This window comes from Thainema salinarum CENA647 (assembly GCF_057732415.1).
In genome coordinates this window covers 2,826,354-2,841,393 of record NZ_JBYJZJ010000022.1, presented here as the reverse complement: position 1 = coordinate 2,841,393, position 15,040 = coordinate 2,826,354, and the positions used below count along the sequence as shown (strand labels likewise).

Here is a 15,040-nt window from a genome sequence, read left to right as displayed (position 1 = left end):
GATGCAACGCAAACGATTAGGAGGCTCAAGCTTCATGGGATGGTTTGGTTTAGGTCAGTCGTGGGGGCACCGCGTCATGCGGTTTCTCACGCTGGCGCTGGTCACCTGCGGTATTCTACTGGCGGTTGATTCCCACTCCCCAGCCGCTGCCGTCACGCCCAAGTTTTACGCCGATTTAGAATTTCCACCGCTGCCCGAAATTCAAATTCCCGAATACGAGCGATTTGAATTGGATAACGGCATGGTGGTTTATCTGATGGAAGATCACGAGCTACCGCTAGTGAGCGGCAGCGTTACCTTCCGCAGTGGCGATCGCTGGGAACCTGCCAATGAGGTTGGACTGGCCAGCGTGGTCGGGGAAGTGATGCGCACTGGCGGCACCGAAAATCATTCGTCCGATGAACTGAATCAACTGCTGGAACAGCGGGCCGCTTCGGTGGAAACGGGTATTGACAGCACCGCAGGCAGCGCCAGCTTCAGTGCCCTTAGTGAAGATCTGAATGAAGTTTTTGATTTGTTTGTGGAAGTTCTGCGGCAACCAGCTTTTGAACCCGACAAGGTTGCCTTATCCCTCAATCAGTACCAAGGCAGTATCGCTCGTCGTAATGACGATCCAGACGACATTGCTAGCCGCGAGTTCTATAAGCTGATCTACGGCGAGAATAGCCCCTACGCCCGCACAGCAGAGTATGAAACGCTCGGCAATATCAGCCGTGAAGATGTGATTGCGTTCTACAACCGCTACGTGCAGCCGGATCAAATGATTCTAGGCGTTGTGGGCGATATCGATCCGGTTGCGGTTAAGGTCCTGATTGAGGAGAAGCTGGGTGATTGGCAACCCACTAATGATCAACCGCTGCCCGAGATTCCCGACGCTACCCAAGCGAAGAAAGGCGGTATCTTCTTTGTCGATCAGCCCCAACTGACGCAGAGCTCTATTCAGATGGGACATCTGGGCGGACGGTTTGACAACCCTGACTATGCCGCCATGTCCGTCCTCAACGGAGTGCTAAATGGATTTGGTGGACGGCTGTTTAACGAGTTGCGATCGCGCCAAGGTTTAGCCTATTCCGTTTATGGAGTGTGGTCAGCTCGCTATGATTACCCTGGCGTGTTTATCGGTGGTGGACAAACGCGGTCGGAGGCGACTGTGCCGTTTATCCAGGCGATGATGCGGGAAATTGAACAGATCCGAACAACGCCAGTTTCAGCCGAAGAACTGCAATATGCGAAGGATTCGGTTCTGAACAGCTTTGTCTTTAACTTCCAAGATCCGAGTCAAACGCTATCTCGTCTGATTCGCTATGAATACTATGGCTATCCGGCGGACTTTGTCTTCCAGTATCAGCGAGAGGTTGAAGAGACAACGGTAGAAGATGTTCTACAGGCGGCACAGACCTATCTCAATCCAGAGGACATTGTTACTTTAGTGGTGGGTAATTCAGCCCAAATTCAGCCCGCTCTGAGTACGCTAGCGCCCGATGGAACGGTATCAACGATTGATGTTTCCATTCCGGAACCCGTGGGGGCAGCTAACTAGTTCATAGTCTATATTTTCTGGATCTAAACTCAAAGCGGACTGGTTATTGCTGTGACACAGCAATAACCAGTCCGCTTTGAGTTTTATGGAAATTCCCCTACACAGAAGTCAGACAGAGTGTTAATGTAGAAATGACTCGGATCCACGCGATTACGACGCCCAAATCTTGTCAGGACCGGAAGGTAGCAGCAATACGGGATGCTCGTAATAGGCGTGGCCTCCGGGTCGCTTTTGTTTTAAAGGCTTTTCTCACGGGTATGCTTTCGACGATACAGATTAATACCCGTCAGAAGCGGCAGCAGGTACAAATAAACGGCATAGGGAATATATCCCGCATCAGTCATTAAAACGGTCGCCGGTACCAGCCCCGCAATATTCCACGGCACGAGGGGCGATAGGACAACGGCTGTATTTTCCAGATCAACAGCGAGTTGGCTAGCCGCAGCGTCTACAGGCAGCGCTTTATCGTACTGGTCGGTGACCAACTGCTGCGTGAGCAGAATGGCAATGGCTTGGGTGCAGCCAAAAGCGGCAGAGGCAACACTAATCAGCGCTGTGCTGCAAAACAGGTCATAGCGGGATGAGCGACGGTGCAGAAACTGCTCAATCTGCCCTAGTGCTTTGGTCTGAGCAATGATGCCAGCTAAAGCCGTTGAGATAACGACAACCAGCGATACTTTCGCCATTGACCACAATCCGCCACCTTGTAGTAAATCTGCCAAGGGGACATCTGGATTAAGCTGAAAACCCAGAACCAGCCAGCGCAGAATCGAGGCAACAGACTGCTGTTGCCCAAAAAGCGCGATCGCACTTCCGACGCCAATACTCAGCAGTAGCGACCACTGCACAGGCACGCGCCAGATCGCTAGTACCATAATCAGCACAGCAGGCAGCAAAACGACCGGATGAAGATTAAAGACCTGCGATAGCTGATCAGTGAGGTCACTTTCTGCGCTGTAGACGGGTTGCCAAAGCGACAGCAGTAAATACACGCCGCAGGATAGGAGCAATGGCCAGCCGCTTGTTCGGAGCATCTGCCGAATGTTTTGATAGATATCGGTCTGCGTCAAAGTCGCGACCAGATGCGCGCTAGACGACATGGGAGAACAGCGATCGCCGACATAGGCACCTGCAATAATCGCCCCTGCCACCCAGTCCGGATTCGCAGCACTGCCCTTGGCGATCAGCATCAGCGCCACGCCGATTGTGCCCGCCGTGCCAAACGAGGTGCCAAGCAGCACCGAAACGAAGCTAGTCAAGACAAACGCTGACAGGATAAACAGGCGAGGATGCAGCAGCTTCAAACCGTAGTACATCAAGGCCGGGATTGTACCCGCTGCCATCCACACGGCAATCACGGCACCAATCAGCAACAGAATGCGAATTACGCCAAACGATTGGCGACTGCTTCTGTAGGCCATTCGGATCAGCGATCGCAGATTAAAACCGCGCCGCCAAAAGACGGCCATTAAAATCAGCAGCGATCCCAGCAGCGGATAAGCAATGAAATAGCCATGTAAAACGCTGAGCAAAAGCAGCGTAAACGAACAAATCAGCGCGGCAAATAAATCCATTACAGCCAACCTCTGCATCCCGGTCTAGGTCATGATCCCCTTGATTGCGATCCCCAGTTTTCGCCTAGATCTTTAAACCCGAATTAAATCCCTATCCATGGATATTGTTTCGAGTCTGTATCCTTGTAGACTAATAGTGTGGACAACTGAGAGAGGGTTTACTGTGGGAGTCGGGATCGGCATCAGCGTTGTGTTTATTGCGTTGGCATATCTGTTGGGATCAACGCCAACTGGGTATTTGGTCGGTTATGCGTTACAGGGAATTGACATTCGCCAGTACGGTTCCGGTGGCACAGGTGCAACCAACGTGCTGAGAACCCTTGGCAAAAAGCCTGCTCTTTTCGTGCTAGTCGTCGATATTCTCAAAGGCGCGATCGCAGTTCTTCTAGTTACGCTAGGTTACAACTGGATGGCCTCTCAACCGTGGGCAGCGGGAGCCGATTGGTTATCCTGGCAACCGTGGATCGTCACGCTCGCGGGACTATTGGCTATTCTAGGTCACAGCCGCTCTGTCTGGATTAACTTCACGGGTGGCAAATCCGTTGCCACTGGCCTCGGTGTCGTATTCATGATGGCTTGGCCCGTCGGATTAGGAGCCTTGGTGGTGTTCGCTCTAACCCTAGCCGTGTGGCGAATTGTGTCGCTGGGATCAATCCTCGCTGCGCTGACTGCTGTCATTTTGATGTTTACCACTGGCCAACCCATTCCCTATCTACTACTTGCGATCGCAGCGGGTCTATACGTCATACTGCGCCACCGCACCAATATCCAGCGCATTCTTGATGGCACCGAGCCTAAGATCGGTCAAAAATTAGCGCAGGGATAACGGCCTCAAAAATTTAACCTTCAAAAACTACGAAAATTAGCGGATAGCGATTATGCCGATAGCGGTAATCGCGCCATCACGCGGCAGCCTTGGCCAGGCTTGCTTTCAATTTGAAACTCACCCTGCAAGGCCAGTGTTCGCTCCCGCATACCCTGAAGACCAAAGCCAGTGGTGTTTAGCTCAGGCTGAAACCCTTGACCATCATCTGCGATCGCAATTTTCATATCAGCTTGCACATCAGTTGATGCCAGTCGGGCCTGAATCGTCACATGCTGAGCATTGGCATGACGCGCAATATTGGTTAATGCTTCTTGAATAATTCGATAGATAGCCGTTTGCAGTTCAGTCGGCAGGTGTTCTGGCAAATCCAGCTCCAGTGTGGGTGTCACACCTGTTGCTTGGGCATGGGCATGGGCCAACTCGCTAATTGCAGCCTGTAGTCCCTTGTCCTGTAGAGGATTCGTGCGCAAAGCAGACACCGAATGCCGCACGTCTTGCAGCGCGGTTGAGCCAAGCTGTTTGGATGCCCGCAGGAACTGCTGCGCCTTTTCAGGATTGGTCTGCCAGAGCTTTAGTGCCCCTTCGAGCTGAATGTTCAAGGCAGTCAGAGAGTGCCCCAGCGAGTCATGAATTTCGCGGGCAATCCGCGATCGCTCTTGTTCCATCGCTAAATTTTCCACCCGCAGGGCATAGTCCCGCAGTTGTTGATTCGCCTCTACCAGTTGTTCCTGGTTGCGGCGTTCGGCCAGGAGCGCATTCACGAGTAACAGCACAAAAACCAGCGCTAGGCCAAACAAGGCTGCCAAGTTGAAGCTGAAATTGACAATAAATGGAGAAAACGATCCGTCCCGCATACCATCCCGCATAACGGGCGGAGGGCGGCGCAGCGGACGCAGCGATTGCAGCCGATAGATGAGCAGCACCAAGAATGTGAGGTAGGTTGTGCCCGTTACGAAGAGTCGCCCCATCAGCTCAAACATGAGGCAGCCGCGAATGACTAGGATCAAGTACAGAAACGGAAACAGCCGCAGGCCTGGAAATCCAGCAATTGTAACCAGCAGAATCAGACCAAACTCTAACGAGGTATAGGCCAGCTTCAGCCACAGAGGACGAGTCGGAATCCGCAGTCCCATCAGGCCAAATCCCAACACGCAGCCGATCGTTGTAATAGACAAAATGAGATGCGGTGGCCGGGGAATGGGTTCGGGCAGCAGCTCGCTCAAAACAGCTAACCCCAGCAGACTCCATTCCAAGTACAGCAGGAAGGGAAATGGATGGTTATGAATGGTAATTTCATGCCGCATACGGTGATTTCAGGCTGATTTATGGCAGGATGAGGAGTGCGATCGCAGCTTTGAAAATTATTCTCGTTAGATTTTATTAATTCTCGCCATGATGTTGACAATTCCCAACGTGCTGAGCCCAGCAGAAGTTGACGACATTCTGGAGCAGTTGAGTAAAGCTGAATTCATTGATGGTAAAGCGACAGCGGGTTGGAATGCCAAACTAGTCAAACATAATTTGCAGTTGAATACCAGCGATCCCCATGCGGCTTCCCTACAGCAAAAAGTAGCCTCTGCTTTGGGGAACAACCCGCTGTTTCAAATGGCCATACGCCCTAAAGTCATTCACTCCTTACGGTTTAGTCGCTACGAAAAGGGGATGTCCTATGGTAGCCACGTGGACAATGCCTACATGGGTGGCAGTCAACATTTGCGCACCGACGTATCGTTTACGCTATTTCTGAGTGCCCCAGAATCGTATCAGGGTGGCGAACTGGAAATTGATGACGTGGGCGGCGGTCGCCGCATCAAGCTACCAGCTGGATCGGCGTTTGCCTATCCTTCTTCAACACTGCACGAGGTCAAGCCTGTTACCGAGGGAGAGCGCTGGGTTGTAGTTGGCTGGGTAGCGAGTTTAATCCGTGATCCGGCTGAGCGAGAAATCCTGTTTGAAATCGATACGGTGCGGCGAGCCCTGTTTGCCAAAGACGGTAAAACCGATGAATTTGACCTGCTGACCAAAACTCATTCAAATCTTTTGCGGAAGTGGGGCGAGTAAAAATGTAGCATATGTAGTATCGCTTAATGGGCGGCTCACTCCCACGTTAGATTTTCGGGTAGCCGACTGTTACAGATCTTAAGGCAATCTAGAATGAAGAGGTGTCTTGATTTGCCAGTGCGATCGCACCAAATTCTTAGAATTGTTTAGACCTTTGAGCGCACCTGATATTCAATCCGAAACGCTAAATTTGTTGGAATGGTCACGCTTATGTGACCACCTATCGACGTTTGCCAGTACCAAGCTGGGCGCACGCGTGGCGCGACAGCTCCGCATTCCCACCCGCGTCACCGACAGCCAGCAGCTGTTGCAGCAGACCAAAGAGGTTTATGAACTGGAAGCTAGACTCACTTCTGGGCTGAAGTTCAATGGCATTCAGGACATTGGTGACGACCTGGAACGGGCCGAACGCCAGGGGATTTTGACGGCTGAATCGCTGCTTGGTATTGCCACGACGCTGGCCAGCACCCGCCAGTTGCGGCGGGTAATTGATGCCCAAGAACCCGAAGATGTGCCCGTACTGGCCGAGCTGGTGGAAGAACTGCGTACCTATCCTGAGCTAGAGCAGGAAATTCACCACTGTATCGACGATCGGGGTGAAGTGGCCGATCGAGCTAGTCTGAAGCTGGGTGAAATTCGCAGCAAGCAAAAGCAGGTGCGCGACCAGATTTATCAGACGCTCCAGCGACTGATGCAGCGCAACGGTCACGCGGTACAGGAGCAGTTGATTACCCAGCGGGGCGATCGGTTCGTTATTCCCGTCAAAGCGCCCCAAAAGGACGCGATTCCGGGGATTGTTCACGATGCGTCGGCCAGTGGGGCAACGCTGTACATTGAGCCGCATCGGGTGGTGGAATCGGGCAATCGCCTGCGGCAGCTCAACCGTCAGGAGCAAACGGAAATTGAGACTATCCTGCGGCAACTGACAGAAAAAGTTGCCGAAGTGAAGCCGGATTTAGAGCAACTGCTGGCGATTGTGACGACGCTGGATCTAGCTGCCGCTCGCGCCCGCTATTCGCTTTGGCTAGAGGGCAATCCACCCCGCTTCATTGAACAGGTCGATCAGGAAACCGTTACCCTGCGCCAACTGCGGCATCCGCTGCTGGTTTGGCAGGAACAGCATGAGCAGGGGCAACCCGTCGTGCCGATTGACCTGCTGATCAAGCCCCAAATCCGAGTTGTCGCCATCACTGGGCCAAATACGGGCGGTAAAACCGTCACGCTCAAGACGCTGGGCCTAGCGGTGCTGATGGCCAAAGTGGGACTGTTTATCCCTGCCCGCGAACCTGTAGAACTGCCCTGGTTCGAGCGAGTATTGGCCGACATTGGTGATGAACAGTCGCTAGAGCAGAGTCTCTCGACGTTTTCCGGTCATATTCGGCGGATTAGCCGGATTTTAGACGCAATTCCCAATGTGGACGAGTATGTCGAACAATCAGCTAATGCGCTGGTGCTGCTGGATGAAGTTGGGGCCGGAACCGACCCATCAGAAGGGAGCGCCCTTGCGATCGCACTTTTGCGCCATCTAGCGACCAAAGCCCATCTGACGATTGCCACGACTCACTTTGGCGAACTAAAGGCGCTCAAGTACGAAGACGAGCGGTTTGAAAATGCGTCGGTGGAGTTTAATGACCAGACGCTATCGCCCACCTATCGCTTGCTGTGGGGGATTCCTGGTCGCTCCAATGCGCTGACCATTGCTCAGCGCTTGGGTTTAGAGTCAGAGGTCGTTGAACAGGCCCAGTCGCTGATTGGCGCAACCAATCATCAAGACGTGAACCAGGTGATTGCTGGACTAGAAGAACAGCGTCGCCGCCAGGAATCTTCTGCGGACGAAACCTCAAAAATCTTGCAGCAGGCGGAACAGCTTTACAAAGAGGTGTCGCGCAAGTCGGCCCTACTGAAGGAGCGGGAGCAGGAGCTGAAGCAGCAGCAGGAGCAGGCGGTGCAGCAGGCAATTGCTCAAGCTAAGGGCGAAATTGCGGCAGTGATTCGGCGATTGCAGCGCGGCAACGCTACGGCCCAGGATGCTCAAGCCGCTACCGAGCAAATTGACAAGTTGGCTGAGAAAAAGCTGCCCTCGCGTCAGCAGCCTGCCAAACCCAAGCCAGGCTATCGACCGACGGTGGGTGAGCGGGTGCGGATTCCGCGCATTGGCCAAACCGCTGAAGTGCTAACCGAGCCGGATGAAGACGGCGAAATCAATGTCCGCTTTGGTCTAATGAAAATGACCGTCAGCCTAGCGGATGTGGAATCGCTCCAGGGTGAGAAGGCCGAGATGCCCAGCAAGCCGGAGCCTAAAGCCGCACCCCAAGCTGCAACCACCACCGTGGCAACGCCCTCTGCACCTGCAATTCGCACCCAGCGCAATACGGTTGACCTGCGCGGTCAACGCGTGTCTGAGGCCGAATCTGTGTTAGAAAATGCGATCGCATCTGCTCAAGGCCCACTTTGGGTAATTCACGGTCACGGCACGGGCAAGCTGCGGCGCGGCGTACATGAGTTTCTCAAGCGCCATCCCCAGGTGGAGCGGTTTGAATATGCCGATCAGTCCGATGGCGGCAAAGGCGTGACGGTAGCATACGTGACGTTACCGTCCTATTAATCGCCCTACAGCGTTTTTCAAGCGCTTAAAACCCAGTTGTTATAGTGATTCCAGTTAAAAGTGAGAAAAAGAGAGAGGAGAGTGCCTCATCCTGAGGCACTCTCCTCTCTCTTTTTTTATCTAGAACCGCTATATTTTTGGTGAAAGTTAGGCTATGCCTAACTTTCACCAAAAATAACAACTGGGTTTTAATACCTATACAGTGAGTGCTTCACTCAGCGGGCTTTGAGGCCAGATGCTGTGGTAACGATCATTGCGAATGCTCTCTAGCTCAGCTTGAATCACCTGAGGCTGTTCGCCCAGAGTACGCAGCAGGTGAGAGCCAAGTTCTAGGGCCGCTTCAAACTCAGGCTGCACCACTTCTCTTGCGCCCAGTTGGGTCAGCAAATCAATTTCTTCATCGTTGTGGGAGCGAGCAATGATATCTAGTTCGGGCACCTTGGCGATCGCTCGCTGGAGCAGTAGGCGAGTGCTGGTGGGATCAGGAAGTGCGATCGCAAGAGCTTTGGCGGTTTCTAGACAGGTTTTTTCCAGGACTAGTTCACTATCGGCATCCCCAAAGATAAAAGGGATTTCGCGATGGCGCAGTCCCTGCGCCGCCGATTCGCTGTTGTCTACGACCAGGACTGGGTATCCCTGATTGAGCAAGATGTTGACTAGCACCTGTCCTACTCGCCCATAGCCCGCTACAATCACGTGATCTTTCATCACTTCAGGGACAGAAAATAGATTGGGTTCGACAAACTGCTTCAGATATAGGGCTAGAGTGGGTCGCTTTTGTAGCCAGGTGACAAATTTAGGCGCAAAGCTAAACCAGAGGGGAGTCAGCATCAGGGTAATGGCGGTGGTGCCCAACAGCAGTGAGTAGCGCTGTTCTGAAATCAGATCCATTTCGAAGCCTACTAGGGCTAATACAAAGGAAAATTCCCCAATCTGATTCAGTCCAAAGCTAGAAAGGATGGCGGTTTTAAGGGAATAGCCAAAGCGCAACACAATCGGTAAGATAATCACGGCTTTGCCCACCATCACCAGCGTGACCAGCCCCAGGATAATCCACAGTTCGCTTAGTAACAGCCTGGGGTCAATCAGCATACCGATAGAGACGAAAAACATGCAGGCAAACGTATCTCGCAGCGGCAGAATTTTGCCTAGGGCCTGTTCAGAATAGTCAACTTCTGAAATCATCAGCCCTGCTACAAATGCGCCCATCGCAATGGACAAGCCCAATTGAGACGTGATCCAGGCCACCCCCAGACAGAGGGCAATTACCGTTAACAGAAATAACTCGTTGCTTTCAGTGGCGGCAATATGCTGCATCAGTCGAGGAACAATCCAGCGTCCTAGGACAATGGCCCCTCCCAGAAAAATCGCAATCTTCAGCAGGGCCAGCCCCAGGGTGGGCCAGAGTGCCTCTGGCTGATCCAGTACTGGCAGTAAAGCCAGGATAATTCCCAAAGCTAGATCCTGGGCGATTAGCAGAGCCAGCATAATTTGACCGTGGGCAGTGGTGGTTTCAACCTTGTCGTTTAAGGTCTTCAACACCACGGCAGTAGACGATAGGGACAGCACGAGTCCCAAAAAGATTCCCTCTAGGGGAGAAGCAGCCCAACCGACCAGCAGGGTCATGCCCGTCACCAGTAGGGTGGTTAGACCCATCTGCAACAGGCTACCCGTCAGGGCGATACTCCTCATTTGCTTCAGTTCGGTCAGGGAAAACTCAACTCCCAGAGCAAACAGCAAAAAAGCAATGCCAATCTCGGCCAGGGTTTCAATCTGGCCAATGTCTTGTAGCAATCCAAAGCCAAACGGGCCAATCAGCAAACCCGTGACCAGATAACCCAGTAAAGCAGGTTGTTTGAAGCGGTGGGCGATATATCCACCAACGGCAGACGTGCCGAGAGCTAGTGTAACGTCAAGAATAAAGCGGGTATCGGCGGCCATAGATTAGGGTTTACCGGAAAAAGCGAGTGGTCTGCAAAGTCACTGTGAGGGGCGAATTTCTTGAGAAATTCGCCCCTCACAGCAAACCTGAAGCCTTACTTATATGCAGTCCGGTTAAAAGCCCATCGTTTATTTTCTTTCGAGAGCTTGATATTACGGAGGCATAGAAGGAGTTTCTATTATTAGGCTAACTGGAAATGAACTAATTTGCTGGGAAACTCCAGACCTCTAATCAGGCTAGTCACAACAGACTCAAGATTGCTACTGATTGGGCATCACACCTTATGAGGTTCTGACTTGGGCCAGTAGCTAGCGACAATGGCTAGGCAGAGCCACCAGAGCGTATTGATTTGAGGCCGATACCAGACGGTATCAACTAAGCCGTGGGTCAACAAACCAATCATGGCTGCGATCGCAGCTAGTAACCAGTAGCCCTGAATCTGTCCCGACTGGCGCAGCCGATTCACCTGCACAAAGCCTTGAATGATGGCCGTCAGCACCAGCCAGCCAAACACGGCTAAACCAATCAGCCCCATTTCAACGGCAATTTCCAGCGGAATTGAATAGGCACTGAGCGCGCTGTAGCGAGCCTGTTGGTAGAGCGGATAAACCTGATTGAAAGCATCGTGACCGGGGCCAATGCCCAGCACCGGACGGTCTTTAATCATTTCAATCGCGGCCATCCAGACGTTGATGCGGAAATTGTTGCTGCTGTCGTCTCGGCCAGCAAAGATACTCAAAACGCGATCGCGCAGGGGTTCTAAAGCGGCTACCGCTACGACAATAAAGGCGGCTGAACCACCTAGCACCATCGGTAGCGCCCACCGTCGCCAAAAATAGGGCATTCGCGGCAACCACCACCAAACAATCAGCACCGTCATCACGTAGCCTGCGGCAACGAACCCTAACCAACCGCCCCGGCTAAAGGTCAAGATCAGACAGAGAGAGTTAACCACAAGCAGCAGCAGCGCTAGCGCCTTCTGTAGCCAACTACGCCAAGCAAACAGTGCCGCCATGCTAAATGGAATGGCCGGAACCAGATAACCCGCCAGCAGGTTGGGATTGCCCAGATAGCTGTAAACACGCGTCGTTTCAGCCAGGGGAGACTCTGGATCAACCCAGGTAGCCAGAGCTTCTGCCCCAAAGAACCACTGCCGCAGGCCATAAATGCTGACGATCATCGCTGTCAGCAGGTAAATGACAATTAGCCCCGTGCGGAGCGGTTGCGATCGCAAACAGCGAGCCAGCAGCGCAAAGAATACTAAAAATAAGGTCAGCTCAACCCAGCCCGAAATTGCCGCTGAGCGTACAGGAGATAAGGCCGTTGCTGCCGTTGCCACGCCCCAGTAGAGCAGCACGAGGAGGTGAATTGGCGTAGACAAGCCGCTTTCCGCCTCGTCAGTCAGCGTCAGCAATGCCCAAAACGCCGCACAGCAGAGCAGCAGCACCCCAATCAGTGTTGTGGAAACATAGGGCGCTAGACCAAATACACAGGCGGCTAATAGAACTGAGATCGCATCGGCCCACTGGAGCAAACAGCTTCCCTGCCGCCACTGCCGAAATGGGAACAAGCCTCGATGGATGAGACTCGCACCGCGCCACGGCTCCAGCGAAATCGTTGAGAGTGTTACCCGCTGTAGGACAGAGTTCATAAGCAATCAGAGTACCGCAAAGTAGCCAATAAACTTCACCGATTCTAGCGGTGATTCTCCGTATTTTCCCGAAAATTTTTGGCTCACCTTAGCGTTGGTCAGCCAAACCGGGAATGCTAAGCCTAGTACCGAATTAAGCTGGAACACTCTAGGCTGTTTGAGCAAAAAGCACGCGCTGTGTATGTTTGCTCAAACTAAAGTTGTTTTTGCCAACAAATTCGGCCCAACCGTAGTCTGTACCTGTTGAGCAGCCTGATGAAAAAGATTCTAATTGTAGATGATGACGCTACGCTGCGGATTGTTCTCAAGCGGCATCTGGAAAACCGAGGCTACTTCGTGCAAAGTGTCGATTCTGGGGAAAAAGCCCTGGCTCAGTTTGAAGCAGATCCACCGGATTTGGTGGTATCCGATGTCATGATGCCAGGAATGGATGGCTTTGAATTTTGCCGTCGGCTGCGGGCGACTCGACAGGGACAGCTGGTGCCGCTGATTTTTCTATCGAGCTGCACTGAAACCGATGATCGCGTCCAGGGTCATCAAATGGGCGGCGACGATTATCTAGTCAAACCCTTTGAGCCCAAGGAGCTAATTGCCAAAATCGAAGCGCATTTGGAGCGAGTGCGACGTACCCATGCTGAAATTTTGCGCCTAATGCAGACAGCTCAACCTGCTCAGTCCAGTACAGCTACACCAGCTCCAGCGGAAATCACTGCTCCTTTGCCGCTGACACCAGCAGAGGAAAAGGTTTTCTGGGAAGTAATTCAAGGTTTTACTAACAAACAAATCGGTAAGCATCTCTTCATTAGTCCCCGTACTGTTCAAACCCATCTCAGCAATATTTTGAACAAGCTAGAACTCGAAAATCGTTCGCAGCTCATTCGATACGCATTTGAACATGGTCATCAAGCTCCAGTCAAACTGGAAGAAGTCAATTAGTACATTGTCCAGTTTGCTGAACTTTGTGCAGTAATAGACATGGAAAACCTGTACGGAGATGAACCATGTTGCGTCAAGTTGGCATCGGATTTGCAGTTGGAATTAGCATCAGCGCGATCGCACCTTGGCTAACAAACACCGCCATCGCTCAGCCTCCAGTTCCGACCACGTCCGATCTGATCGACAGTGCCACAGACGAGTTACCGCCAGCGCTGCCGTCTGATGCGACTCAAGCAGCACCCTCTGCGGCTCCGGTTCTATTTACCGATGTTGAGCAGTACGAAACCAATATTGCGGGCGATCCAACCGATATTTATATTCCGATCAATCCTGAAAGCGACTTTGGTTCTGTCGCTGAGACCGAGGTGGCGGTATCGCTACCGATTGCGCTGATGCTGCCTGGTGCGCTGGTTGACCCGGATCAGTATTCTGACTTTGCCAGCCAGGTTGCCAAATATGGCTTTGTGGTCGTCGTGCCCAGTCATGTGCGATCGCTACCTGAGTTTGGGTTTGAAGGTGAACTGGCTGAAGCTGCTCAGATTACCAGCGTACTGAACTACATGGCAGCGGCTCAGACTGATCCAGACTCGCCGCTGGCTGGACGACTCATGCCTGACAAACTGGCGCTGCTCGGTCACTCTCACGGCGGCGCGGTGGGACTGATGGCCATCGGCGATATCTGCATGTTTCCCTTTTGCGTGGGCGAGTTTGAGCGACCGGAAGCCGTAATGGCCGGAGCGTTTTACGGCGTAAATACCTTCAATCCGGAAACGGGCGAGTTTGGCGCAATTGATAATAACGGCATTCCGGTGGCGCTGATTCAAGGTGGTGCCGAGGGTGTCTCAACGCCGGATGAAGGACTTGCCACCTACGAGCAGATTGCTGATGCGCCCAAAGTGTTTGTCACCGTAGAGGGCGCGAATCATTACGGCATTACCAACGACAACAACCCAACTGGATCACAGCCGGACGAAAGCGCTCCCACCATTTCATCCGAGGCTAGTATTAGCGCGATCGCAGATTGGACGGGTTTATTTCTGCGGGCCCATCTGTGGAACGATCAAGCCGCGTTTGACTACATCTATGACATGGGCGACGCTCAGGACGACCGAGTTGAGGTGATCTCAAATCCCGGCGAAACCCCATAATGCGCGGCTCATGTTAAGCAATTGATACAAACTCGAAAACGTTATCTTTCGTAATAGAGATCGAGGCTTGAAGTGCGATCGCACTTCACAACCAGGAACTAATACCTACCCGTCGGTTGGTTTGCGGCACGAAATCCAGCAGCAATTATCAGATACCTGTAGGGGCGAATGGCCATTCGCCCCTACATATCGTTGATGGGTTTATCCGATGAACGGTTGAATCTGTTGGGTTTCGCGTGGCTCAACCCAACCTACAGGAGTGGAAAAGGTGCGATCGCACTTTCTGCTGCTGATATTCATACTGGTGGGCAGTGCCCACCCTACAAGAGCTGCACATAGCAAACAGACTCGGCTCAACCCGCTAACCTTTGGAATCTCTAAAGAACAAGGCTTATATCGTTTTTGTCTTTTGTTCTTATTTTTATATAGCTTTGATGATAAAAGTCTGTTTTTGGATTTTAAGCTAGCTAGCAAGTTTTCTATAGGCTTTTGATTCATATATTGATATTTAGAGAACTACAGCTCTTGATTACGCTCTTATCTATTTTTTGCGACCCTTCCGTTACTAGGAGGTATCACCCATAATTTGATTGTTCGGCTCTGACCCGTGAATCAAAACAGCGTGAACTCTGAATCCACATCAACCTGTTCAACGCTTTGCTTAACGCAACAAGTTCATCTAAATGACCATATTGATTCGCGGACGAGCACCTAACCCCATAACAACGCATCAAAAGAAGACTCATTAGGAGAGGAA

11 protein-coding genes and 1 other RNA gene are annotated in these 15,040 nt (G+C 52.2%); 8 read left to right on the top strand and 4 right to left on the bottom strand.

Annotated features, from left to right (window positions below):
• The first annotated feature begins 34 nt into the window (after window positions 1-34).
• Window positions 35-1,540: a M16 family metallopeptidase gene (locus AC286M_RS19300; protein WP_488205934.1), complete on the top strand. Its 1,506-nt coding sequence runs from the start codon at window positions 35-37 to the stop codon at window positions 1,538-1,540.
• Window positions 1,541-1,673: 133 nt separating this feature from the next.
• Window positions 1,674-1,770: signal recognition particle sRNA small type (ffs, locus tag AC286M_RS19295), an RNA gene on the top strand.
• Between the two features lie 6 nt (window positions 1,771-1,776).
• Here ffs and AC286M_RS19290 read toward each other — a convergent pair.
• The gene (locus AC286M_RS19290) at window positions 1,777-3,114 is read right to left on the bottom strand and encodes a Na+/H+ antiporter NhaC family protein (protein WP_488205933.1); all 1,338 of its coding nucleotides are present in this window, start codon (window positions 3,112-3,114) and stop codon (window positions 1,777-1,779) included.
• Window positions 3,115-3,277: 163 nt separating this feature from the next.
• On the opposite strand from AC286M_RS19290, the gene plsY reads away from it, so the two are divergent.
• Window positions 3,278-3,940 carry a glycerol-3-phosphate 1-O-acyltransferase PlsY gene (gene plsY, locus AC286M_RS19285; protein WP_488205932.1) on the top strand — a complete coding sequence of 221 codons (663 nt, stop codon included), beginning with the start codon at window positions 3,278-3,280 and terminating at the stop codon, window positions 3,938-3,940.
• Window positions 3,941-3,990: 50 nt separating this feature from the next.
• Here the strand turns inward: plsY and AC286M_RS19280 are convergent, their stop codons facing one another.
• On the bottom strand, window positions 3,991-5,244 hold the full coding sequence (locus AC286M_RS19280) for a sensor histidine kinase (protein ID WP_488205931.1): 1,254 nt from the start codon (window positions 5,242-5,244) through the stop codon (window positions 3,991-3,993).
• Window positions 5,245-5,332: 88 nt separating this feature from the next.
• Between AC286M_RS19280 and AC286M_RS19275 the strand changes: the two genes are divergently transcribed.
• Together AC286M_RS19275 and AC286M_RS19270 are read left to right on the top strand one after the other, a co-directional pair.
• Complete coding sequence (locus tag AC286M_RS19275; RefSeq protein ID WP_488205930.1) at window positions 5,333-6,001, top strand: Fe2+-dependent dioxygenase; 669 nt, start codon at window positions 5,333-5,335, stop codon at window positions 5,999-6,001.
• A 154-nt stretch (window positions 6,002-6,155) separates the two neighbouring features.
• Window positions 6,156-8,606, top strand: a complete 2,451-nt coding sequence (locus tag AC286M_RS19270; RefSeq protein WP_488205929.1) for an endonuclease MutS2 — start codon at window positions 6,156-6,158, stop codon at window positions 8,604-8,606.
• Between the two features lie 195 nt (window positions 8,607-8,801).
• Here AC286M_RS19270 and AC286M_RS19265 read toward each other — a convergent pair whose 3' ends face one another.
• Together AC286M_RS19265 and AC286M_RS19260 are read right to left on the bottom strand one after the other, a co-directional pair.
• The gene (locus tag AC286M_RS19265) at window positions 8,802-10,547 is read right to left on the bottom strand and encodes a cation:proton antiporter (RefSeq protein ID WP_488205928.1); all 1,746 of its coding nucleotides are present in this window, start codon (window positions 10,545-10,547) and stop codon (window positions 8,802-8,804) included.
• A 275-nt stretch (window positions 10,548-10,822) separates the two neighbouring features.
• Window positions 10,823-12,199 (bottom strand): IctB family putative bicarbonate transporter, encoded by a 1,377-nt coding sequence (locus tag AC286M_RS19260; RefSeq protein WP_488205927.1) that lies wholly within the window; start codon window positions 12,197-12,199, stop codon window positions 10,823-10,825.
• A gap of 255 nt (window positions 12,200-12,454) precedes the next feature.
• Between AC286M_RS19260 and AC286M_RS19255 the strand changes: the two genes are divergently transcribed.
• The 3 genes from AC286M_RS19255 (at window position 12,455) to AC286M_RS19245 (ending at window position 14,622) form a co-directional block, all read left to right on the top strand.
• On the top strand, window positions 12,455-13,135 hold the full coding sequence (locus AC286M_RS19255) for a response regulator transcription factor (RefSeq protein ID WP_488205926.1): 681 nt from the start codon (window positions 12,455-12,457) through the stop codon (window positions 13,133-13,135).
• A 65-nt stretch (window positions 13,136-13,200) separates the two neighbouring features.
• Complete coding sequence (locus tag AC286M_RS19250; protein WP_488205925.1) at window positions 13,201-14,283, top strand: alpha/beta hydrolase family protein; 1,083 nt, start codon at window positions 13,201-13,203, stop codon at window positions 14,281-14,283.
• Between the two features lie 168 nt (window positions 14,284-14,451).
• The gene (locus AC286M_RS19245; RefSeq protein WP_488205924.1) at window positions 14,452-14,622 is read left to right on the top strand and encodes a hypothetical protein; all 171 of its coding nucleotides are present in this window, start codon (window positions 14,452-14,454) and stop codon (window positions 14,620-14,622) included.
• Window positions 14,623-15,040: the final 418 nt, after the last annotated feature.